The 23,180-nt window shown below is 46.3% G+C and carries 17 protein-coding genes; 6 read left to right on the top strand and 11 right to left on the bottom strand.

The window, feature by feature from the left end; all coding sequences use genetic code 11:
• Positions 1-187: 187 nt before the first annotated feature.
• On the top strand, positions 188-1,252 hold the full coding sequence (gene degS / locus R7Z41_RS13210) for an outer membrane-stress sensor serine endopeptidase DegS (protein WP_017633606.1): 1,065 nt from the start codon (positions 188-190) through the stop codon (positions 1,250-1,252).
• 37 nt (positions 1,253-1,289) lie between these two features.
• Here degS and parC read toward each other — a convergent pair whose 3' ends face one another.
• The 6 genes from parC to nudF form a co-directional block, all read right to left on the bottom strand.
• The gene (gene parC / locus R7Z41_RS13205) at positions 1,290-3,575 is read right to left on the bottom strand and encodes a DNA topoisomerase IV subunit A (RefSeq protein WP_005379870.1); all 2,286 of its coding nucleotides are present in this window, start codon (positions 3,573-3,575) and stop codon (positions 1,290-1,292) included.
• A 3-nt stretch (positions 3,576-3,578) separates the two neighbouring features.
• On the bottom strand, positions 3,579-5,459 hold the full coding sequence (gene parE / locus R7Z41_RS13200) for a DNA topoisomerase IV subunit B (RefSeq protein WP_005387417.1): 1,881 nt from the start codon (positions 5,457-5,459) through the stop codon (positions 3,579-3,581).
• Positions 5,460-5,708: 249 nt separating this feature from the next.
• The gene (gene yqiA / locus R7Z41_RS13195) at positions 5,709-6,293 is read right to left on the bottom strand and encodes an esterase YqiA (protein ID WP_017820245.1); all 585 of its coding nucleotides are present in this window, start codon (positions 6,291-6,293) and stop codon (positions 5,709-5,711) included.
• A gap of 47 nt (positions 6,294-6,340) precedes the next feature.
• On the bottom strand, positions 6,341-7,147 hold the full coding sequence (gene cpdA / locus R7Z41_RS13190; RefSeq protein ID WP_065274171.1) for a 3',5'-cyclic-AMP phosphodiesterase: 807 nt from the start codon (positions 7,145-7,147) through the stop codon (positions 6,341-6,343).
• Between the two features lie 61 nt (positions 7,148-7,208).
• Positions 7,209-7,652 carry a DUF1249 family protein gene (locus R7Z41_RS13185; RefSeq protein WP_017633603.1) on the bottom strand — a complete coding sequence of 148 codons (444 nt, stop codon included), beginning with the start codon at positions 7,650-7,652 and terminating at the stop codon, positions 7,209-7,211.
• Positions 7,652-8,302, bottom strand: a complete 651-nt coding sequence (gene nudF, locus R7Z41_RS13180; protein WP_025768397.1) for an ADP-ribose diphosphatase — start codon at positions 8,300-8,302, stop codon at positions 7,652-7,654. The genes R7Z41_RS13185 and nudF overlap by 1 nt, the downstream gene beginning before the upstream one ends.
• Before the next feature lie 229 nt (positions 8,303-8,531).
• On the opposite strand from nudF, the gene tolC reads away from it, so the two are divergent.
• Positions 8,532-9,860 (top strand): outer membrane channel protein TolC, encoded by a 1,329-nt coding sequence (tolC, locus tag R7Z41_RS13175; protein ID WP_005379884.1) that lies wholly within the window; start codon positions 8,532-8,534, stop codon positions 9,858-9,860.
• A 178-nt stretch (positions 9,861-10,038) separates the two neighbouring features.
• Here tolC and hldE read toward each other — a convergent pair whose 3' ends face one another.
• The 3 genes from hldE to R7Z41_RS13160 form a co-directional block, all read right to left on the bottom strand.
• Positions 10,039-11,469 (bottom strand): bifunctional D-glycero-beta-D-manno-heptose-7-phosphate kinase/D-glycero-beta-D-manno-heptose 1-phosphate adenylyltransferase HldE, encoded by a 1,431-nt coding sequence (gene hldE / locus R7Z41_RS13170; RefSeq protein WP_017633601.1) that lies wholly within the window; start codon positions 11,467-11,469, stop codon positions 10,039-10,041.
• Positions 11,470-11,536: 67 nt separating this feature from the next.
• Positions 11,537-14,380, bottom strand: coding sequence for a bifunctional [glutamate--ammonia ligase]-adenylyl-L-tyrosine phosphorylase/[glutamate--ammonia-ligase] adenylyltransferase (gene glnE, locus R7Z41_RS13165; RefSeq protein WP_065274170.1), 2,844 nt, complete (start codon positions 14,378-14,380; stop codon positions 11,537-11,539).
• A 113-nt stretch (positions 14,381-14,493) separates the two neighbouring features.
• Complete coding sequence (locus tag R7Z41_RS13160; protein ID WP_005379890.1) at positions 14,494-15,750, bottom strand: methyl-accepting chemotaxis protein; 1,257 nt, start codon at positions 15,748-15,750, stop codon at positions 14,494-14,496.
• 105 nt (positions 15,751-15,855) lie between these two features.
• On the opposite strand from R7Z41_RS13160, the gene R7Z41_RS13155 reads away from it, so the two are divergent.
• The gene (locus R7Z41_RS13155) at positions 15,856-16,629 is read left to right on the top strand and encodes a potassium channel family protein (protein WP_005387432.1); all 774 of its coding nucleotides are present in this window, start codon (positions 15,856-15,858) and stop codon (positions 16,627-16,629) included.
• A 41-nt stretch (positions 16,630-16,670) separates the two neighbouring features.
• On the opposite strand, the gene R7Z41_RS13150 is transcribed toward R7Z41_RS13155, so the two are convergent.
• Complete coding sequence (locus R7Z41_RS13150) at positions 16,671-18,203, bottom strand: inorganic triphosphatase (RefSeq protein ID WP_065274169.1); 1,533 nt, start codon at positions 18,201-18,203, stop codon at positions 16,671-16,673.
• 212 nt (positions 18,204-18,415) lie between these two features.
• On the opposite strand from R7Z41_RS13150, the gene R7Z41_RS13145 reads away from it, so the two are divergent.
• The 3 genes from R7Z41_RS13145 to R7Z41_RS13135 all read left to right on the top strand — a co-directional run bounded on the left by R7Z41_RS13145 (position 18,416) and on the right by R7Z41_RS13135 (position 21,277).
• Complete coding sequence (locus R7Z41_RS13145) at positions 18,416-19,096, top strand: TIGR00153 family protein (RefSeq protein ID WP_005379896.1); 681 nt, start codon at positions 18,416-18,418, stop codon at positions 19,094-19,096.
• Positions 19,097-19,227: 131 nt separating this feature from the next.
• A complete protein-coding gene (locus R7Z41_RS13140; protein WP_005379898.1) occupies positions 19,228-20,487 on the top strand; it encodes an inorganic phosphate transporter in 1,260 nt (419 codons plus the stop codon).
• A 178-nt stretch (positions 20,488-20,665) separates the two neighbouring features.
• Entirely contained in the window at positions 20,666-21,277 is a 612-nt protein-coding gene (locus tag R7Z41_RS13135) for a TIGR04211 family SH3 domain-containing protein (protein ID WP_005379900.1), read from the top strand.
• 88 nt (positions 21,278-21,365) lie between these two features.
• Here the strand turns inward: R7Z41_RS13135 and ggt are convergent, their stop codons facing one another.
• Positions 21,366-23,096, bottom strand: coding sequence for a gamma-glutamyltransferase (ggt, locus tag R7Z41_RS13130; RefSeq protein WP_065274168.1), 1,731 nt, complete (start codon positions 23,094-23,096; stop codon positions 21,366-21,368).
• Positions 23,097-23,180: the final 84 nt, after the last annotated feature.

Genomic DNA, 23,180 nt, shown 5'->3' with positions numbered 1-23,180 from the left:
CTTTCAACGTGATAGGAAATAAGGTTTTCGATGCATAGTACTGAGTGATAAGGCTCGATCACTTTTCCTTATCGCTCAATAACTAATGAAAAGGGCAGCGCGATGACGTACTGCCCTTTTGTTATTTTTCAATGTAATGCTATTCTTCATCTTCGATGCCATTTTGGCGCTCACGCATGGAGAGGATATGCTCAGCTTTTTATTACGTTCTGTCTTTTTAGGCTTGGCTACTGCCGCAGTGGTATTACTGGCGGTTCCATCTTTGCGCAACAACGTAATTCCTGCCGCGCTTGATCCTCAACCTGTTAATATCGCATCAGTCGAGTTGACGTTTAATCAAGCGGTCCGAAGAGCAGCGCCTGCAGTGGTAAACATCTACAGCCGTAAGTATGTTGAGAATGATCGCAGTAAACTCTCGACTCAAGGTCTGGGGTCAGGTGTCATTGTTAGTGAGAAAGGCTACATCATTACTAACTATCATGTGGTTGCTCAAGCTGATCAAATTGTTGTGGCATTACAAGACGGCAGAGCCGCAGCGGCTCAGCTCGTAGGGACAGATAAACGTACTGATATAGCCGTGCTGCGTGTCGAAGGTTCGAATTTGCCCGTAATCCCTCTGAACTCTAATTACAAACCACAAGTGGGCGATGTAGTACTAGCCATCGGTAACCCATACAACCTTGGACAAACCACAACGTTCGGCATTATTTCTGCCACAGGTCGTTCATCTATTAGCGATGGTCGTCAAGCATTCATTCAAACCGATGCCGCCATCAATGAAGGTAACTCTGGTGGAGCCCTAGTGAACACACAAGGCGAGCTCGTCGGCATTAACACCGCCTCTTTTCAGCAAGCGACAGACTTAGAAACTTACGGTATTTCTTTTGCGATCCCTGCGCCGCTAGCCAGTAAGATCATGCAGAAAATCATCGCTGATGGCCGCGTGATTCGTGGTTATATTGGAATCGACGGCCAAGACATTAATGCGGTCACTGCTCGCCTGCTTGGAAATGAACACATAGGTGGTATTGTCGTACTTGGTATTGATCCAAATGGTCCAGCCAATGCGGCAGGCTTCCAAAAGCAGGACATCATTATCAGTATTGATGGCAATAAAGTGCAAGGGCGTCAGAGCGTTATGGATATCGTCACCGATTTACGTCCTGGCACCACCGTGGACGTCGGTATCATTCGCAAAGGAAAAGAGATGACCTTGAAAGTCACCATTGCCGAAGACAAGCAAGAAGCATAAAAAATCCCAGCCATTGGCTGGGATTTTTATTTGTGCGTTACTCGCTATCGCTCGGTGTTTCCGTCGTATCGGAATCATCCAGCTCAACTTCAATGCGAGTGACTCGCTGCAAACCTCTCGGTAATAACCCACCTCGGCGACCACGTTCGCCACGGAAGTTATCAAGGTCAGACGGTTTAAGACCCAACTTTCGCTTACCCGCGTACAGCGTTAACGATGCACCTTTTGGTAAAGACATTAAGTGAGATAGTACTTCTTCTCGCTCTTTTGCTTTAGCAGCAGGAATGTTGATGATCTTATTCCCTTTACCTTTCGCCAGTTGTGGCAAGTCTTTGATTGGGAACAGCAGCATGCGACCTTGGTTAGTGATTGCTAAGATTTCATCAGAGTCTAAATCTTCAATCTCTTTTGGCGTCATGATCTCAGAGTTGGCAGGTAAAGTGACGAGCGCTTTACCACTGCGGTTTTTAGACAGCAAGTCCGCGCCTTTACATACAAAGCCGTAACCTGCATCTGAGCCCACCAGCCACAGCTGCTCTTCTTCACTCATGATGACTTGGCGAATACTGCTACCAGCCGTAATATTCAAGCGACCGGTAATCGGCTCACCTTGACTACGAGCAGAAGGCAGTGAGTGCGATTCCAGAGAGTAACTTCGACCGTCACTACCTAGGAATACCGCAGGCTGATTACTCTTACCTCGAGCATGCGCTAAATACTTATCACCCGACTTATAGTTTAAGCCTTCGGCATCCACGTCATGGCCTTTCGCGTGACGAATCCAACCTTTCTCAGAAAGCACAACCGTGATTGGCTCACTTGGTACGAGGTCACGTTCAGTCAGCGCTTTTGCTTCTGCACGCTCAACCATTGGAGAGCGACGGTCATCACCGTATTTCTCTGCGTCTGCTTTGATTTCTTTTTTCAGTAGTGTGTTCAGACGACGCTCAGAACCGAGTAGCTGTTCTAGCTTCTCACGCTCTTTCTCTAGCTCGTCTTGCTCACCACGGATCTTCATCTCTTCTAGTTTTGCTAGATGACGAAGTTTGGTATCTAAAATTGCATCCGCTTGGATATCGGTAATACCAAAGCGTTCCATCAGCACCGCTTTTGGATCGTCTTCAGTACGGATGATCTCAATCACTTCATCTAGGTTGAGGTAAGCAACCAACAAACCTTCCAAGATGTGTAGACGAGCCATGACTTTGTCTAGGCGGTGTTGTAGACGACGACGCACAGTCGTACGACGGAACTCGATCCACTCAGACAGAATTTGCACCAGACCTTTAACTTGAGGACGGTTATCCAAACCAATCATGTTCAAGTTAACGCGGTAACTGCGCTCAAGATCCGTTGATGCGAACAAGTGGTTCATCAACAAATCACAATCGACGCGGTTTGACTTAGGCACCACAACGATACGCGTTGGGTTCTCGTGATCCGATTCGTCACGAAGATCGTCAACCATTGGCAGCTTCTTCGCACGCATCTGGTTAGCGATTTGCTCAAGCAGTTTGGCACCCGATACTTGGTGAGGCAAAGAAGTGATAACAATATCAGAACCTTCTTTATGCCAAACCGCGCGCATTTTGATGCTGCCACGACCGTTGCGGTAAATCTTCTCGATATCCGCTTGCGGCGAGATAATTTCTGCTTCTGTTGGGTAATCTGGACCTTTGACATACTGCATCACGTCCGGCAGTTCTGCTTTCGGGTTGTCGATCAAATGAATAGTCGCATCTGCGATTTCACGAACGTTGTGCGGTGGGATGTCTGTTGCCATACCAACGGCAATGCCGGTTACACCGTTAAGCAGGATGTGAGGCAGACGTGCTGGCAACATTTGTGGCTCTTTCATTGTGCCATCAAAGTTAGGTTGCCATTCAACCGTGCCCTGACCAAGTTCGCCAAGCAATACTTCAGCAAACTTAGACAGTTTTGCTTCGGTATAACGCATTGCCGCAAATGATTTCGGATCATCTGGCGCACCCCAGTTACCTTGACCATCCACTAATGGATAGCGGTAAGAGAATGGCTGAGCCATCAATACCATCGCTTCGTAACACGCTGAATCACCGTGCGGATGGTATTTACCTAGCACGTCACCAACGGTACGTGCAGATTTTTTGTATTTTGCTGATGCAGAGAGACCAAGCTCTGACATCGCATAAATGATGCGTCGTTGAACCGGCTTTAAGCCATCACCAATGTATGGCAAGGCGCGGTCCATGATTACGTACATCGAGTAGTTCAGATAAGCGTCTTCAGTGAACTTGCGCATTGGCAATTGTTCGACGCCATCGTAGGTAATTTCTGTAGACATCCGTTACACCTCTGCCAAGTCGCCGTTGTTTTGTAGCCAAGAACGACGGTCATCTGCACGCTTTTTACCTAGCAGCATGTCCATCATTTCCATGGTCGCCGTAGAGTCGTCAATGGTTAACTGCACTAAGCGACGCGTGTTCGGATCCATGGTGGTTTCACGCAACTGAAGTGGGTTCATCTCACCCAGACCTTTGAATCGTTGCACGTTGATTTTGGCTTTCTTCTTCGACAAGCGCTCTAAAATGCCATCTTTTTCATCATCATCGAGGGCGTAGAACACTTCTTTCCCGCAGTCGATTCGATACAGAGGCGGCATCGCCACATAGATATGACCCGCTTCCACTAGTGCGCGGAAGTGACGAGTAAATAGAGCACAAAGCAGCGTTGCGATGTGAAGACCATCCGAGTCCGCATCGGCAAGGATACAGATCTTACCGTAACGAAGACTCTCGAGGTTGTCGCTATCTGGGTCAATACCCAAAGCAACAGAAATATCGTGTACTTCTTGAGACGCAAGAACTTGATCGGCAGAGACTTCCCACGTGTTCAAGATCTTACCACGCAGTGGCATCACGGCTTGGAATTCACGGTCACGTGCCTGTTTTGCCGAGCCACCCGCAGAGTCACCCTCCACAAAGAAGATTTCAGTGCGACTTAAGTCCTGTGCTGAACAGTCGGTCAACTTACCTGGCAGTGCTGGGCCGGACGCCACTTTCTTACGTACGACTTTTTTCGCTGCACGCATACGACGGTGTGCGTTAGCGATACAGACTTCTGCCAATTGCTCTGCGAGCTGAGGCTTTTCGTTCAACCAAAGACTGAACGCATCTTTTACAACGCCAGAGACAAATGCCGCGGTTTGACGAGAAGACAGACGTTCTTTGGTCTGGCCTGCAAATTGCGGGTCTTGAATCTTAACCGACAGCACGTAAGAACAGCGGTCGAAAACGTCATCACCCGTTAGCTTCACACCACGAGGTAATAGATTACGGAACTCACAGAATTCGCGCATCGCTTCCAACAAGCCTTGGCGTAAACCATTAACGTGCGTACCACCTTGAGCGGTTGGGATTAGGTTAACGTAGCTTTCGGTGATCATCTCACCGCCTTCTGGCTGCCAAATTACCGCCCAGTTTGCCGCTTCAGTATCCGCCAAGAACTCACCAGTAAATGGTTCTTCAGGAATAACTGGATAGCCTTTTACACCTTCCGCAAGATAGTCTTTCAAACCATCTTCGTAGTACCACTTATAGTCTTTGCCATTAACTTTGTCGGTTAATGTGATTTCTAAGCCCGGACACAAAACCGCTTTTGCGCGCAGGTTGTTGACTAGGCGCGTCACAGAGAAGTTAGCCGAATCGAAGTACTTCGCATCAGGCCAGAAATGTACGCTGGTACCGCGATTGCGACGACCACATGTGCCAGTTACGGTCAGATCAGACACTTTCTCGCCGTGTTCAAATGCAATTTCATACACTTGACCATCACGACGAACTGTTACTTCAACGCGTTTTGACAACGCGTTTACTACAGATATACCTACCCCGTGCAAACCACCAGAGAATTGGTAGTTTTTGTTAGAGAACTTACCACCCGCATGTAGCTTACATAGAATTAGCTCTACGCCTGATACTTTCTCTTCTGGGTGGATATCAACAGGCATGCCTCGACCATCATCGATCACTTCGAGTGATTGGTCAGCATGTAGGATGACTTGTACTTTTGAGGCATGTCCGGCTAGCGCTTCATCGACACTGTTGTCGATAACTTCTTGGCCCAAATGGTTTGGGCGCGCTGTATCCGTATACATCCCTGGTCGGCGACGTACTGGCTCTAAGCCATTCAGTACTTCAATGGCACCAGCATTATATTGTTCAGTCATAATACGGAATTATTCTCAAAGTTTACTTGTTGCCTGAGTATCACCAATGGGCGTACCCATACTCAGGAAACGAAAAAGCCACCCTGTTCACATCACTAAGAGTTTGTAAACATGATGCATAACAAAGTAGCCAGGGTCCTCGACCCTTAAGATCTTTTGGCAAAACATAGTCGGAAAGCATACCGCCCATGTCAAGAAACGGTTGGATATATCAATAAAAACTATGAGCCTTTTCCAATCGCTTTCGAATTACAGTTCTAGAAATTCGATAATCTGTGCAGGATAACGCTCAAAGCCTACAAAACTGTGATCACCGCCTTGTTCTACTGTTTGCTTAGCGTCTGCAAACTTATCTACCGCTTGTCGATAGTCTAAAACCTCATCTTCTGTTTGTTGCAATAACCAAAAAGAATGTGGCGACGCGATGCTTTGTACATCAAGAGCTTTTAACTCGTCAATATGACAAGCTTCAAGTGTATAGGTTTCATGCGTATATGGGTTAGTTTGCTTACCCAAATAATCTACTAGCAACTCATAAGGCTTGACTGCGGGGTTGACCACTACCGCTTTAAACCCAAACTTGTCATTTAGCCACGTTGACATAAAACCGCCTAATGAGCTGCCCACTAGACCAATTTTATAGTCGTCTTTATATTGCTCGATAATATCCAACAACATTTTCGCCGCTTGCTGAGGATAACAAGGTAACTGGGGAACAATCACCTTAATATCAGGCCTATGTTGCTCGCAGTAGGCTCTCATCACATTCGCTTTCATGGAGAGTGGAGAGCTATTAAAGCCATGGATATAGAGAAGAAGTGAAGGTTTACTCATAGATATCTCGCACAAAAAAGCGAGCCCGAACAGAGAGCTCGGGCGCGTTAGTAGCCGTTAGAAGAGAAGTCTGGTTGGAACTGGCCATCGGGAAGCCGACCTACTTGGGTCGTAATATCGCCACAAGCGTGTAGTTGCAGCTCCCGCCAACCAGGCGAGTTGGTATCAAGGGCAAAATCATCCGAGTTAGGCTTAAACTGAACACAAGTTGAGGGTGTTGCCATCACTCGAATGCCCTTGTGAAGCACATTCATATCTTGATGAACATGACCACAGAGAATGCCTTTCACGTTATTAAAACGCTCGACAACCTGCCAAAACGCTTCGGCATCTTTTAAAGTATGTTGATCAAGCCACGCGCTTCCCACCAGTAACGGGTGATGATGCAACAAAACAAGTGTGTGTCTTTCTGGGTGTTCGGCTAGCTTTTCTTCGAGTAGCGTTAATTGCTGATCACTCAAGCGCCCATGAGGAACGCCAACCACTTGCGAGTCTAAAAGAATTAACTGCCAATGCTCGCCAATCAATACATGCTCTGCGGCTTTGATTTGTGGCGAAGGCAAAACACTGCCCATATTAGGCTTGTAATCATGATTACCAGGTAGCCAAAAACAGTCTTTCTCTAGCGGTTCAATGCCGTTGGCAAAGCGCTGATAAGATTCTGCACTATGGTCTTGGGAAATATCCCCCGTCGCCAAGATGTAATCAAACGCCACGTTGCGGCGTAAAACATCAGCAACAACAGCATTGAAGCTATCGACTGTTTTTACGCTTAGCAAACTTCCCTCATCGGCAGCAAACAGATGAGTATCCGTAATTTGTAAAAGTTTGATGCTGTCACTAGATGATTGCAAAATGAAAACCTGATTCGTCCACTATATCGTTATTTGTTATTTTCCTTTAGTGACGTGACGATCAATTGAAGGCAAGTGGTGTTCTACTGATACCACTTCGTAAACAAAACGTCAGCCATTCACCGAGGAATGTGTTTAATTGATGCTTTTCATCTTTCTGCATCAGTTGGTCATTGGGATAATCATACTTAGCTTTTATGCGAGAGAACTCTCCGCTTGAGCATACTTCGGCTACTCTCGCATCATGATAAAGCCTGACAGACATCGTCGGTAAAGGAAACACTGGCGTTTCATCACTCTGACATATCTCAACAACTGTAGTGTATTTTGTGATTTCATTCACGGTCAATTGGTAAACCATGTTCGCCGCTTGGTAGCAACGTACATCCCCAACTTCGGCAGAAGCAGGCAATAAGGCGTTCAACTTAGCGTAGTTGGTCTCATACGTTCTCATAAGACCAGCTAAATCAACATGATATTGTTGTTTTTCAGCCAATTGTGCCATTACTCACTCTCCACCGTTTGGGATTGTCCCCATTCTGACTTTAACTCTTGATGGTGTAATTGCAGCCATTGCAACGCAATAATCGACGCACCATTTTCAAATTTCCCGTCCTTCACCCATTGATACGCCGTTTCACGACTCATGACATGAACTCGGATATCTTCATTCTCATAGTCTAAACCATGAATGCCGTGCGCTTTAGACGCATCCACTTCACCAACAAAGACGTCTAGCTTTTCCGAGCAACCACCAGCCGAAGGATAATAAGAAGTGACAGGTATAACGCGCCCCACCTGAATCCCCGCTTCTTCGACAGCCTCTCGACGAATTACGGCTTCAGCTGATTCATCGCGGTCAATCATACCGGCGACAATTTCTAGCTGCCAAGGGTGTTCATGTTCCAACGCGCCAATACGAATCTGTTCAATGATTACGACCTGGTCCGTCTTTGGATCATAAGGAAGCATCGCTGCTGCGTGACCACGCTCGAACATTTCTCGTTCGACAACTCCACTCCAACCACCAGCAAATAGCCTATGCTGAAAGCGGTATTTCACCATTTTGAAAAAACCTTCAAATAAGGTTTCTTTCGAGATGACTTTTACATCTCGCGAAGTAAAATCTTGTTGTTGTTTGTCACGCTGTTGCATTCAACACCTCTCTGAGTGAATCCTGTAGTTTACTCATTGTTATTCGCTTGCTCAAAGGACTTGGCTCAACTTTTTGTATAATAGTTACAAATTAATTTAAGTCTTCGCTAAAAATTTATTGCACAAGTGGATAATTACGTGTAAAAAAGTGCAAACTTTAGAGTAAATATCGTGCAAATTGAGTTAAACTACTGAGAATTAACCAATCTATGGACCGCGGGAATAGAAAATGAAAAAATTGCTTCCACTATTTATCAGTGCAGCGCTAGGTAGCATGAGTACGTCTGCGTTCGCAGACTCTTTGGCTGAAATCTACGACTTGGCAAAACAAAATGATCCACAATTGCTCAGTGTAGCAGCACAACGTGACCAAGCTTTCGAAGCAATCACCTCAAGCCGTAGTGCTCTATTACCACAGATCAACCTTACTGCGGGTTACAATTTAACTCGTGGTGATACTGAATACGATTCAAATCTAATTAGCGACGTATCAAACGATGGCAACGCGCTAACCGCTGGCGTTAGCTTTTCACAAGCACTTTACAACCGCGCATCTTGGATCTCTCTAGATACTGCTGAGAAAAGTGCTCGCCAAGCAGACGCAACTTACGCAGCGACGCAACAGGCACTGATTCTTCGCGTGTCACAAGCGTATTTTGAAGTTCTACGCGCACAAGATAATCTTGTTTTCGTACGTGCAGAAAAAGCCGCGGTTGGCCGTCAACTTGAGCAAACTAAACAGCGTTTTGAAGTAGGTTTGTCTGCAATCACTGACGTGCATGACGCACAAGCTCAGTACGACCAAGTGCTAGCGGACGAAGTGTTGGCAGAAAACGCGCTCACTAATAGCTACGAGTCACTGCGTGAAATTACAGGCCAAGAGCACAAAGATCTCAACATTTTGGACACTGGCCGCTTCACTGCTAGCCCATCGACCGTACCAGCTGAATCGCTCATTGATGAAGCAAAAACCAAAAACCTGACCTTGCTATCTTCACGTATTCTTCAAGACATTGCGCGTGACAATATTTCACTAGCAAGCTCTGGCCACCTACCAACGCTCTCTCTAGATGGTGGTTACAACTACGGTGATACTTCTCATAGCTCTCGTGACAACACGACAGACAACTTCAATATTGGTGTGAACCTTGCAGTACCGCTATACACAGGTGGTAACGTAACCTCTCAAACCAAACAGGCTGAATACGCGTACGTGGCAGCAAGCGAAGATCTTGAAGCACAGTACCGTAGCGTAGTCAAAGATGTTCGCGCACAAAACAACAACATTAACGCCTCTATCGGCGCATTACGTGCGTATGAGCAAGCGGTTATTTCTGCACGCTCTGCACTAGAAGCAACAGAAGCTGGCTTTGATGTAGGTACTCGTACTATCGTTGATGTACTGGACGCGACTCGTCGTCTATACGATGCGAACAAAAACCTATCGAACGCTCGTTACGACTACATTTTAAGTGTTCTTCAGCTACGCCAAGCAGTTGGTACGCTAAGCGAACAAGACATCTTGGACGTTGATGCAGGTTTGAAAGCGGCAAAATAACCGCGAACTGAATACTTCAGGTCTTAATAAATAAAAAACGCCAGTTGAGTTATCAGCTGGCGTTTTTTATTACTTGTAGTTCAGAGCTTAAAAGTGCCTCTGAACTACAAGTATCAAAAAGGCCGCACTTAGCGACCTTTATGAGCAAATAGCATTTCAATGCTAACAAACAGCAGCCTTAGCCCTTACCGCCTTTGATTGCATTAATGATTTCACTGGTCGAGCAGCCATCTTCAAAGTTCAATACACGAACTTCACCACCCGCCGCAATGACTTCTTTACCACCAGCAATCTCTTCTGGTTTGTAGTCACCGCCTTTTACTAGCAAGCTTGGTAGAACTTCTGAGATCAAACGCTGCGGCGTATCTTCACTAAATGGTACAACCCAATCCACAGCGCCCAAACCTGCCAACACCGCCATGCGGCGATCGGTTGGGTTTACCGGACGACCAGGGCCTTTAAGGCGTTTTACTGACTCATCGGTATTAACCGCAACGATTAGGCGATCGCCCAGTTCAGCAGCATGGTTTAAGTAAGACACATGCCCAGCGTGTAGAATATCAAAGCAGCCGTTTGTCATAACGACTTTCTCGCCACGAGCACGTGCTTTTTTCACCGCTTCGATCAGTGCTTTTTCTGAAATCACACCGTAATCCGTGTCTTGGCTGCCATGTACCGCTTCTGCTAATTCAATCTCAGAAAGCGTTGACGTGCCTAGTTTACCAACCACAACACCTGCCGCTGCGTTTGCTAGTGCACACGCTTCTTCAAATGATTTGCCTGCGGCAACAGACGCTGCCAATACAGAGATAACCGTGTCGCCCGCACCTGTCACGTCGTACACTTCTTTCGCTTGAGTTGGAAGGTGGAACGGTTCCTGGCCACGACGAATCAAGGTCATTCCGTTTTCGCTGCGTGTCACTAAAAGCGCTTCAAATTCAAACTCTTCAACCAAAGCCAGTGCTTTCTCTACTAGCTCTTGGTCAGATTTCACTTTACCTACAACGTCTTCGAACTCTTTCATGTTTGGCGTAAGAAGTGTTGCGCCACGGTAGCGTTCAAAATCCGCACCTTTCGGGTCAATGAAAACCGGAATATTTGCTGCGCGCGCTTTTTGAATGTATGCCTGAACATGCTCTAACGAACCTTTTGCGTAGTCAGACATAATCACGGCTTTAACGTTTGGCAGTGCGGCATCCATACGTGATAGCACAGGTGCAGAATCTGTGTTTTCAAACTTGTCTTCGAAGTCGAGACGAATAAGCTGTTGTCCACGGCTCATTACGCGAAGCTTCGTAATCGTTGGGTAATCAGGCAGTGCAACGAAATCGCACTTCACATTGAGTGAGCTCAGCGTCTCCGTCAGCACTTTTGCAGGCTCATCTTCCCCAGTTAGACCAACAATGTGAGCATGGCCACCTAGTGATGCGATGTTCATCGCAACGTTCGCAGCACCACCAGGACGCTCTTCATTGTTTTCTACTTTTACAACAGGAACCGGCGCTTCAGGAGAAATGCGCCCGGTTGGGCCATACCAGTAACGATCTAGCATGACATCACCGATGATGAGCACACCAGCGCTGTTGTAATCAGGTAGAATTGGTTTCATTGTTGGTCTCCAAAAATTAAATCGAAGTGAGTTTATCACAGCCCTTATCGAGGCTAAATATATGGTCTTAACTGAACCACTGATTCCAAGCCTGTTTTACCCACTCCCTTTCGGCAACAAACTTATCTTCCACCACATCAGCGTCTAAATTGAGTAGATTTCGGCGGTGTATTTCGTTGCGCATTGTCGTGTAAGCACGTATCAACTGCATTGCTTGGTCTTCGTCCATAACATCTTGCGCAATGAGCGTTTCAAAGATGCGCACATTATCACACCAACGCGTCAATTTCGGCTTATCGTGACTATAGTTGAGCACTAGGTACTGAGCGAGAAATTCGATATCGGTAATCCCACCTACATCTTGCTTGAGCATAAAGCGGCCTGGCTTTTTCCCCCCAAGATGACCGCGCATTTTTTCTCTCATTTCGACAACGTCTTTTTTCAGTTCAGTTTGATCGCGTGCTTTGCACAACACATCATGCCGCGTATTGTGAAATGCAATTGCCAGTGGTTCATCACCATAAATCATGCGCGCGCGGACAAGTGCTTGATGCTCCCATGTCCACGCGTCTTGATGTTGATAGTCGTCGAACGCGTCCGTTGGGCTAACCAACAAACCCGATGCACCGGACGGACGCAATCGGGTATCGACCTCGTATAAAATACCGGAAGCGGTGCGAGTGGAGAAAATATGAATGATACGCTGTGCTAAACGAAGGTAGAACTGACGACCATCAATCTCTTTTTTGCCGTCAGTGTAAACATTGACTGGGCAGTCATGCATGAAGACAATATCCAAATCGGAGTTATAGCCGAGCTCCCACCCTCCGACTTTACCATAACCAATTACAGCAAAGCCTTTGCCTTCACGATCTTTCACATGCGTTGGCTCGCCGTACTTTTCAGACACTTGCAACCAAGCCTGACTGATCACCGCATCCACGATAGCTTCCGCTAAATAAGTTAAATGGTCACTCACTTTCATCACTGGCAATGCGCCAGCAATATCTGCCGCTGCAATACGCAAAATACAAATTTGCTTAAACTGACGCAACGCTTCCATTTGCTGTTCCATATCATCTTCAGGAATACGCGCCAAATAATCACGTAGCTCTGTACGGTAACTGTCTAATGGAATGGGATTGTACAGCTGCGCAGGGTCGATTAACTCATCAAGCAAGATAGGATAACGAGACAGCTGCTCTGAAATCATTGGGCTTGCGGTACACAAACGTACGAGCTGCACCAGAGCCGCTGGATGCTCATCCAATAATTCCAAGTAAGTTGTGCGAGTGCAGATGTTGTGTAGCAAGTGAAGTACACGAGATAAACCAAACTGTGCATCAGGATGGGCAAAGACCGCATCAAACACTTTCGGCATCAAACGATTGAGCACTTCGCGTCCACGTGGGCCTAACGTTTTTTTGGCCAGATCGGTTTTAAAGTTGATGATGGTTTTCGCGCATGAAGCAAAGTCTTCAATCTGAATATCCTGCTGCAAGATATGCTCAAGAACGTCTTGTTTGTCGGCCATATCCCATAGCTCATGAAAATGACGAGCAACAGTAGTCCCCTCGTCTTCTTCATCATCACCAATTAGTGATTCAAAAACTTGGTGAACATTTGCCATATGCTGCTGGGTTTGCTCAATTAATTGCTCCCAACAGCTCATTTTCATCGCAGTGGCGAGCTTTAAGCGTTCGGTTTCGCAATCAGGCAGCGTCTGGGTTTGCTTATCCGCCATTGCTTGCAACAAGTTTTCTAATTGACGCAAGTACTTGTATGCAGCTTCTAGATCGCTGATTTCTTTTGGAGTAAGCAATGCCAGTTCTTCAATGCCTTGCAGCGTTTCCAACAGCCCTCGATTACGCAAAGAAGGCTCTCGACCACCTCGAATCAATTGAAAAACTTGAGCGATAAATTCAATTTCTCGGATGCCACCCGCACCTAGCTTAATGTTGTTATTCAACCCTCGGCGGCGAACCTCGCTACTGATCATCGACTTCATTCGTCGCAAAGATTGAATCGCACTGAAATCAATATAACGACGAAAAACAAAAGGGCGCAGCATTTGGCGTAGCTCTTGATACTGCGGGTACATCTCACATCCCATCACCCGAGCTTTGATCATCGCGTAACGTTCCCAATCTCGCCCCTGTTCTTGGTAATAATCTTCAAGTGCGGCATAGCTCATTACCAAAGGGCCACTTTCTCCAAATGGGCGAAGTCGCATGTCGACGCGGTAGCAAAAACCATCGAAGGTTTGTTGGTCGAGCGCTTTGATGATGCGTTGACCAAGACGAGTAAAGAACTGGGCATTGGCAATGCTGCGGCGTGCGCCTTGGGTTTCGCCATTCTCTGGGTACGTGAAAATTAGATCAATATCGGAAGAAAAGTTTAGCTCGCCACCACCCAGTTTCCCCATGCCGATAATTAACATCGGCTGCACTTCACCGTCCTCACTTGTTGGCGTGCCCCACTCCTGACAACACACTTGATATTGCCATTGATAGGTTTCAAAAATCATCGCTTCTGCCAACTCAGATAAGTGGCTTAAAGACGTCTCTAGAGACCATGCATGCGTGAAATCCTTCCACGCAATGTACACCATTTCTCGATTGCGAAACTGACGCAATACGCGATGACCAGACATCTCATCAGGACATTGTTCCAACAGTTCAGCAAGGCGTGAGCGGTAAGACTCCTGACGACTTGGCTGCGCTAACATACTTGGCAACTCACGGGCTAGGACTTCATCGCGATGAATGGCTTCGGTTATAAATTGGCTTAAGCCCGCCACATAACGAAATTGCTGCGCAACCTCATCGGGCCAAAGGGGAAAATAACCTGCGTCTTGGGCGTTTTGTACGGCAGATTCAGCGATAGAAATCAGTGGCGAAGGCAGCTGCATTTTTCTTCCTTGTTTGAAAAGCACGGTAACTCATTCTTTATACCAGACTGAAAGCAAATAAAAACGCCCACAAAAGGTTTGTGGGCGTTTTATCAAAAGTTCGGGATCGAATATTAAACTTGGAAAGATTTGATCTTCTTGTCTAGCTCACCTGCATTATTTTGCATCATTTCAGAGGTTTCTAGCAGCTCGGTAACAACAACAACTGAGGCTTCCACCAACTCACGTACATTAGTGAGGTTTTGGCTCATCTCTTCTGCAACACTGCTTTGCTGACCAGACGCCGTCGCGATCTGGAAGTTCATGTCATTGATTTGCGTCACTTGCCCAACAATACCATCGAGCTCAGATCCAGCATTAGAAACCAGCTCGTTTCCATCTGCCGCTTCCACAACGCTTTTTTCCATGAGTTCTACCGCAGATTCAGCACTGGTTTGCAGCTGTGCGATCATCTCTTGAATTTCTACCGTCGCTTGTTGTGTGCGTTGGGCAAGGTTACGAACTTCATCTGCAACCACAGCAAAACCCCGCCCAGCCTCGCCAGCTCGCGCCGCTTCAATCGCCGCATTCAGTGCAAGCAGGTTGGTTTGCTCAGAAATGCCTTGAATCGTCCCCACAACGCTACCAATGGCTTCAACACGTTCTTCAACTTGGTTAACCGCTTGTGCCGATGAAGCGATATCCGACGAAAGTTCACTCATTTTCGCCATTGTACTTTGCAAGAACTGCTGACCAGAAATTGCTTGTGCGGAAGCTTGCTCTGTTAGAGAAGATGCCGTCTGGGCATGTTCCGCAACCGTTTGGACCGTCGACGACATTTCACTCATCGCCGTAGCAAGTTGATCAATTTCGTTAAACTCTTCTTGCGCCGATTCCTTCGTTTCCGACATGCTCAGTGTCATGACTTCGGTGAGCGTTGATAATTCATCAGACGCATTAATTTGCATTTGAATCACATCGTGCAATTGTCGACGTGTCTTTTCTAATTCACGTGCCACGTCTCCGTATTCATCTTTACAATCCATACCAAATGGAACAGAGAGGTTCTTGCTCGCCATCAGTTTGATCGCGTCGCTCAGATACTGTGTTTGACGCAACATCACTCTAGCCGCCGCTAATAAGAGCACGACAAAAACCACTATCAATAAGGCGGTTTGCCAAGCAACTTGCGTTAAGTATGCTTCATAATGCTGTTGGGCAACTTGCGCGTTTTGTGTCGCCGCTAAAAGTGAGTCGTAAAAAGTGTTTGCGTCCCACAGTTGTTTTGCCACGATCAGGACAGTACTGAAGACCATCAACATGACCATTTTAGGCACCAGTCGAATGTCGGATATGACCCTTTCCCATGGCTTAAATGCCAGCTTTTCCATTGTCAGTTCTCCACCGAGTCTTATATAGTCTTTATCTATAATCTTTATATTACTTATAGTTATGTTCGCGCTTTGCGTGGTTACGCGATTTATTTTGAGCTTCGTATGAAAAACAATGATATCAAAGACAGCACACGACCGATGGGCCTGTTGTCACTAATATTGTCTTTTATGGCACTATTTGTGATCTCTGGCTTGTTGTTTTTCCCGATCGATCACGAAACCCGTCAAGTTCTTATCGGTCTGGATTTCATAATCTGTAGTATTTTTCTACTACAGCTCACCATTGATTTGATCCGGTCCACAGATCGCTGGTTATTCCTTAAACGTCATTGGATAGATTTCGTGGCGAGCATCCCATTGATAGAGCCCCTGCGCTTTGCTCGTATTTTTCATATTATGCGAGTGGTATTAGTACTGCGTTCGTCAAAGTTCATTTTGCATCAGCTCAAAGAAAACCGCCGCGAAACTACGGTCGCCTCTATACTGCTATTGATGGTTATCCTCATAACGCTCGGTTCTAGTGCAATGCTGTTTATCGAAGCGAAAAACCCAGAAGCGAATATTCGCACTGGCGCCGATGCTTTGTGGTGGGTATTTGTAACGATCTCAACGGTTGGTTACGGCGATCATTATCCTGTGACCTCCATAGGAAAGTTTTTGGCTGTCATCATCATTGTTTGCGGGGTGGGTATCTTTGGTATGATCTCGGGTCTTATCACCTCTATCCTTACTGCCCCAACGAAACAACAGACGCACAGTTCAATCAATAAAGAACGTATGCTCGAGCAGCTCCTAAGCCAACAAGCGCAAATACTAGAACGACTCGATTTCATGGAAAAAGAGCTACAACAACGTAAAACAGAGACAAAAAAATAGGACCATGCGGTCCTATTTTTTTGTTCTTATCACCAGAACGATCATTCACGCCAATAAGGCTGAACTTCCACACTGATCGCTCGGGTTTGATCCATTGCATGCAAAATTGAGCGCTCTTGACGGTGCAACCAGCGTTCTAACTGCTCTTTTTCTGCGTCTTCCAGCATATCAACCAACGGGAGTAAGTGGTTCAGCATTAGCAGATCATCGATACCATGCACTAGATCCGCCCATGGTAAACGGAAGCTGTTACGCTCATCCGAGTTATACAAACTCGCGAAACCAATACCAGTATAGAGGTTACGCAATAAGCGATAACGCTGATCAACGTACTCTTGCGCCGTCAGATCGCGCTCTGCTGGGAAAGCTTCCATTAGCTCAGCCCAAGTGCGATCGAGCTGAGTAACTGAAAACGGCATGATGTTACTTGCCATTTTTTCACGTGCTTTTTCATCAAGAAATGGCTGCCAACCGCGTGCTAAGATCCAGCGGCTTAGATCCAGCAGTAACCCTGTGTAACGCGCGGAATTGAGCAACCCTAGCACTTCTTCACGGCTTGGCAACTCTTGTAACTGCTGAGTCAGCTCAGATACTAAGAACTTACGCGCATCCAACTTACGCAGCACATTGCCTTTGTCATCTAAGAGCTCTTCAAGGTGTGCATGCTCATCTAACCAACTCAGTTCTTCTTCCAACCATTTAAGCTCTTGGCGCAGAATCGCACTCGCGCGACGAGGGACAATCCCGCCCAAAATAGTCAATGTTTGACGAATGAAACGAATGGCATTACTGATTTCACGCAGTGCTTCCACGCTGTCACGCTCAGCATAAATTTGCTCGTGATAATGCCAATGAGACAAAGCGTGCTCTAAAGAGTTGATCAAGCAAAATTCAACGGTATCCGTCGGACTACTGTCCACAAGTGCCAATGATTTTACTTCATCACCCGCATAACCGCTTGCAAGTCGATAACCTTTCGCCGCTTTGCTCAAGTTACCCAAACGCATACCGCCTTGCTCGCAAAAGCTGCGTGCCAGCGTGAATAAAGCTTCGGTTTGGCCAGACTTAAGTTCCAGTTCAACTTCGCAAATCGGCTCTTGCTTCTCTTCTTCGTCTTCACCTTTGGCTACAACTAAGCCTTGGTCAAAGGCAACTTCAATCTGACTGCCATCGGGCATGCCAATCAGCCATTGTTCACGTGTGAAGTTGGTCGAGAATAATGGCATAAGCTCGGATTGCAGCGTTTCTGCATCTTTACCTGGAGGCCAAATATCTAGAGGATGAAGCGACAGATTAGGCTCGTCGCTAGTGTGCTCAGCATTGTATTCTGGTCTTTGATGTAAGCCTGCGACGACGCGTCCTGCTGTCTTTACGGTTTGGACGAATACATCATCAAAACGGCGAATTCTTAAACCAATGTCGTGCTTTCTGAGCCATTTATCGGCAGTATCAAAATAGGTGTTACCCAAGTCACGACAACTATGCTGAAGTACTTTTGTCTCAGAAATTTTTTCTTTTAAAGTTTCTGAAAATTCAGGAGAAACAAAAAACTTCAGTTCTATTTCGGTTTCCATAGCTATACCTTTCAAAGCAGATAGAAACAGGATATTGCGTAATTTCTCACACGGCAAGAGAGAAATATCGCCGGATTGATGATCTAAAACAGTTTTAATGAGCGATTTAATGCGTTACCATGCGCGCCTTTATAGCCATCGTTCAACATTTCGCCAAGCACTCAGAAATGGTGTATGTTTTTTTAAGGTTATAGTTATTAGGTTGAATGACCATGCCAGTAAATACAATTATGGGGTTATTTGCAAAGTCCCCAATTAAGCCTTTGCAACGCCACGTTGTGTGTGTCAACGAATGTTGTTCACACTTGGTGAAATTCTTTGAAGTATCTTCAAAGGGTGATTGGGAAAAAGCAGCAGAAATCCGTGCACAAATTTCTCACCTAGAGAAAGAAGCGGATGTGCTGAAACGTGAAATCCGTCTAAAACTGCCTCGCGGTTTGTTCATGCCAGTCGACCGTACTGACATGCTTGAGCTTTTGACTCAACAGGACAAACTTGCAAACCTGGCAAAAGACATTGCTGGCCGTGTATATGGTCGTCAACTTGTCATCCCTGAGGCTCTCCAACCAAACTTCCTCGCTTACGTTCAACGTTGTCTTGATGCTGCCGATCAGGCGCAAAAGGTAATCAATGAACTTGATGAATTGCTAGAAACCGGCTTCAAAGGCCGTGAAGTGACGCTCGTCGCTGAAATGATTCATCAATTAGACGTTATCGAAGATGATACCGATGCCATGCAGATTGAACTTCGCCAACAGTTGATGGTGATTGAAGCTGACATGAACCCTATCGATGTCATGTTCCTGTACAAGATTCTTGAATGGGTAGGTGGTATTGCCGACCAAGCGCAGCGCGTAGGTGCTCGTTTGGAAGTCATGCTATCTCGATCTTAAAACATAAAGTTAACGACATAACGAAGAGCATAATTAACACGTGTCATAGGGACGATGACTATTTTCATCGTCTTATGGTTTGGCGCGCGTAAAATTTTGTTCCGCTTGTTATAAAACAACTAGGTATTACGATGGATATCCTTGCGAACTACGGCACTGTCCTGATTATTGTTGCAGCGATTTTTGGTTTCATGATGGCGATTGGTATTGGCGCGAACGACGTTGCTAATGCGATGGGTACATCTGTAGGTTCAAAAGCGCTAACTGTAAAACAAGCTATCATCATTGCGATGATCTTCGAATTTGCAGGTGCTTACCTTGCAGGCGGTGAAGTAACCGACACTATCCGTAAAGGTGTAATCGAAACTTCTTTATTTGCTAGTCAACCAGATGTTCTTGTCTACGGCATGATGTCTGCGCTTTTAGCAGCAGGTACATGGCTGCTTCTTGCTTCTTACATGGGCTGGCCAGTATCAACGACTCACTCAATCATCGGTGCAATCATTGGTTTTGCATGCGTATCAGTAGGTACTGAAGCGGTTGACTGGGGCAGCGTTCAAGGCATTGTTGGTAGCTGGATTATTACGCCAGTGATTTCAGGTTTCTTTGCTTACGTTATCTTTGTCAGCGCACAACGCCTGATTTTTGATACAGAGAACCCTCTGTTTAATGCGAAACGTTTTGTACCTGTTTACATGTTCATCACAACAATGGTGATTGCACTTGTAACCATCAAAAAAGGTCTAAAACACGTTGGTCTTCACCTGACCAATGGTGAAGCCTGGATGTGGGCAGCAGCAGTTTCAGCACTTGTGATGATTGGCGGCTACGTATACATCCAGAAAAAATTCGCTAATCGCGAAGAAGACCGCAGCTTTTCTGGCGTGGAAGGTATCTTCAGCGTTCTGATGGTTATCACCGCTTGTGCGATGGCATTTGCACACGGTTCAAACGACGTTGCAAACGCCATTGGTCCACTGTCTGCTGTCGTATCGACTGTTGAACACATGGGCGAAATCAGCACGAAAAGCACCATCGCTTGGTGGATTCTACCTCTTGGTGGTATTGGTATCGTTGTCGGTCTTGCAACACTGGGTCACAAAGTAATGGCAACCGTTGGTACAGGCATCACTGAGCTAACGCCTAGCCGCGGTTTTGCAGCACAGCTAGCAACAGCATGTACAGTAGTTCTAGCGTCTGGTACAGGCCTGCCAATTTCAACCACTCAAACATTGGTTGGTGCAGTTCTCGGTGTTGGCTTTGCTCGTGGTATCGCAGCACTGAACCTAGGCGTAGTTCGTAACATCGTGGCATCATGGATCGTTACACTACCAGCGGGTGCGTTATTGGCCGTAGTATTCTTCTACGGACTTCAAGCGATGTTCGCTTAAGACACTCGTCAATAGAATGTAAGCGCTTTGTCATTATTGACTCAAACGCACAGAAAGGGAGGCTTTGCCTCCCTTCTTTGTTGCACCGAGGTTTGAAACTGCATACTATTCGTCTATTTCCGGCTCCAATCATTCGGTGCCAACGCTGTCTCCAAGAAAAATCGTTAAGGGATTTACTGTGAAAAAACTAATCATCACGGTTTTGTTTACTTTGCTAGCAGCGCCAGCGGCCCTAGCAGCAGACCGTTATATTTCTGATGACCTCTTCACTTTTATGCACTCAGGTCCAAATAACACCTACCGTATTATCGGTAGTGTTAACGCCGGTTCTAAAGTACAACTGATTAAAACCAACCGAGATACTGGCTATACGCAAGTTCGTGATGACCGTGGTCGCACTGGTTGGGTACAAAGCAAGTTTGTGACAAACCAAGAGAGCATGGCAATTCGCCTTCCTCGCATTGAGAAAGAGCTAGCCGAAGTAAAAGAGCAGCTTGCTAATGCTCGTCAAACTTCTGATGCAGAGAAAGCCGGTCTTGTTACCTCTCTCGAAACACGTAACCAACAAATTTCAGATCTAGAAAATAAATACTCTGAGATCAGCGATCAGCTTACTTCTGTTGAAACAGAAAACCGCGAGCTACGCGCAAAACTGGATACACAAAAAGATGACATGCTGCTTAAGTACTTCACTTATGGCGGCGGTGTTGCAGGTTTAGGTTTACTATTTGGTTTGATTCTTCCGCATGTCATGCCTCGTAGAAAGCGCTCTCCTGCGGGTTGGGCATAAACCCTTACGCTTTTATCTTTAAAAAGAACGCAAAAGCCAGTCGATATTGACTGGCTTTTTAGTTTGCTTCGTTTGACAGAAGTGAGTACTACTCCCCAATTGAACTAGAGGCTCGACGACGATCCGTTGCGCCATAAAGCTTGCCATCTTTTAGCTCAATTGCATTCAAACCGCTTACCACTGGAATAACGTGCACTGGGTAGCCAAGCTCCATAAACTCAGGCACCAACATTTCTGCGAACGTTTTCTTTTCCACCAGCAAACCAGTCGGGTCATAAGACTTGGTGCGGTCTATCTTAGTGCCATACTGGATGTTTGGTAAGTCAATAGCCTCTTGCGCTGATAAATTCCAATCCAGCACCCCAACCACGGTTTTGAGTACATACCCCGGGATTTGTGAACTACCTGGTGACCCAACCACCAAACGCAAGTTATCATCACTGTCCATCACCATTAATGGCGTAATGGCTGAGCGTGGACGCTTACCCGCTTCAATCGAGTTTTGAGTAGGCTTACCGTTAAGCGTTGGTTGAGGTGAAAAGTTCGCCATTTGTGCATTCAAGATAACGCCATCGACCATCACACCCGAGCCCATACCCGTTCCTACCGTGCTGGTCATCGCAATTGCATTTCCATCTCTATCGACGATAGAAATATGCCCTGTATCTTTGCTCTCGAAGCCTTGATATTGCGCATACTGAGTTTGCGTTATCTGTCCTGCTTTTGGATCCTCTTTTAAAGTGCCATTATCAGGGATTAAATCACGTCTCTGATCTAGATAGGCTTTAGACAACAACTGTTCAACTGGCGTTTCCACATAATCCGGATCTCCGGCATACGCAATACGATCGGCTTTTGCAATTCGCATCGCTTCAGTCATGAGACGCCAAGGTTCCACATCCGTTTTCGCCATATGGGCAATGTCATAGGGTGCGAGCAGTTCAAGACTCTGAGCGACCATCACACCGCCCGAAGCTGGGTAACCAAAAGAGACGATTTTATTCCCACGGTAGTCGCTCTCAATGATGTCACGCTGCTTCACTTGGTAATGTTTAAAATCTTCTAAAGACAACTTCTCGTGTTGGTCATCAATACGACTATTAACCGTCTCTACGATGTGCTGACCAAGCTCACCACCATAAAGGTAACGATCGCCTTGTTGCGCGATCTTCCTCAGCGTCTCAGCCATCTTAGGGTTCTTCATCAAGGTTCCCGTCGGCTTAATATCGTCCCCTTGCCAATACAAGGCTTTCACTTCCGGATCTTGCTCAAGTCGGCTTTGCTCTCTTACTACGATGTCGTAGGTGTAGCTGTTCATCGCGTACCCATTGCTCGCCAATGTAATCGCCGGCTTAATCAGCTCTGCCCATGGCAACTTGCCGTATTGTTCATGAGTGGTGTAAAGCAACCGCAACGTGCCCGGAACCGCAACAGAACGAGGGCCTAATATTTCGTTGCGACTGAGTACTTCCCCATTCTCAACAAACATTTCAGGGTTCGCGCTAGAGGGTGCTTCATCTCGACCATCAAGGGCCAGAAATTTTTTCTCGTCATGTTGATAAAACAGCGCGAAAGTCCCGCCGCCAATTCCGGTCATATCTGGCTCAACGACAGACATCACCATCTGCATCGCAACCATAGCATCAACAGCGTTACCGCCTTCTTTCAATATTGAGTAACCGGTACTGCTCACGTAAGGATTCGTCGCACTGACCATGAAATCTTGCCCGCGACTATCTGGTGTAACTGGGAATGGGTCTGGCTTTGCTGCATAGCTTGTCGATGCAACAATGCTTAAAGAAAAAATCAGAATACGCATGTGTCTCTGTTTAGACTCCTATTATGTGATGGGGTCTAACGTGGACCAAGTCATTACTCCGAAGTTCGTGAAGATGGTGTCTTT

It is taken from the genome of Vibrio sp. 1457 (assembly GCF_033340195.1).
GTDB classification, from domain to species: Bacteria; Pseudomonadota; Gammaproteobacteria; order Enterobacterales; family Vibrionaceae; genus Vibrio; species Vibrio alginolyticus.
The sequence above is the reverse complement of the archived record's forward strand: the minus strand, read 5'-3'. Positions and strand labels throughout refer to the sequence as shown.

What these genes read in the sequence shown, in the direction of transcription:
- degS (WP_017633606.1), top strand. Translation starts at nt 188, where the DNA reads ATGCTCAGCTTTTTATTACGTTCTGTCTTTTTAGGCTTGGCTACTGCC.
- parE (WP_005387417.1), bottom strand. Translation starts at nt 5,459, where the DNA reads ATGACTGAACAATATAATGCTGGTGCCATTGAAGTACTGAATGGCTTA.
- R7Z41_RS13185 (WP_017633603.1), bottom strand. Translation starts at nt 7,652, where the DNA reads ATGGCACAATTGGCTGAAAAACAACAATATCATGTTGATTTAGCTGGT.
- parC (WP_005379870.1), bottom strand. Translation starts at nt 3,575, where the DNA reads ATGTCTACAGAAATTACCTACGATGGCGTCGAACAATTGCCAATGCGC.
- glnE (WP_065274170.1), bottom strand. Translation starts at nt 14,380, where the DNA reads ATGCAGCTGCCTTCGCCACTGATTTCTATCGCTGAATCTGCCGTACAA.
- R7Z41_RS13155 (WP_005387432.1), top strand. Translation starts at nt 15,856, where the DNA reads ATGAAAAACAATGATATCAAAGACAGCACACGACCGATGGGCCTGTTG.
- R7Z41_RS13140 (WP_005379898.1), top strand. Translation starts at nt 19,228, where the DNA reads ATGGATATCCTTGCGAACTACGGCACTGTCCTGATTATTGTTGCAGCG.
- tolC (WP_005379884.1), top strand. Translation starts at nt 8,532, where the DNA reads ATGAAAAAATTGCTTCCACTATTTATCAGTGCAGCGCTAGGTAGCATG.
- R7Z41_RS13150 (WP_065274169.1), bottom strand. Translation starts at nt 18,203, where the DNA reads ATGGAAACCGAAATAGAACTGAAGTTTTTTGTTTCTCCTGAATTTTCA.
- nudF (WP_025768397.1), bottom strand. Translation starts at nt 8,302, where the DNA reads ATGCAACAGCGTGACAAACAACAACAAGATTTTACTTCGCGAGATGTA.
- hldE (WP_017633601.1), bottom strand. Translation starts at nt 11,469, where the DNA reads ATGAAACCAATTCTACCTGATTACAACAGCGCTGGTGTGCTCATCATC.
- yqiA (WP_017820245.1), bottom strand. Translation starts at nt 6,293, where the DNA reads ATGAGTAAACCTTCACTTCTTCTCTATATCCATGGCTTTAATAGCTCT.
- ggt (WP_065274168.1), bottom strand. Translation starts at nt 23,096, where the DNA reads ATGCGTATTCTGATTTTTTCTTTAAGCATTGTTGCATCGACAAGCTAT.
- R7Z41_RS13145 (WP_005379896.1), top strand. Translation starts at nt 18,416, where the DNA reads ATGCCAGTAAATACAATTATGGGGTTATTTGCAAAGTCCCCAATTAAG.
- R7Z41_RS13160 (WP_005379890.1), bottom strand. Translation starts at nt 15,750, where the DNA reads ATGGAAAAGCTGGCATTTAAGCCATGGGAAAGGGTCATATCCGACATT.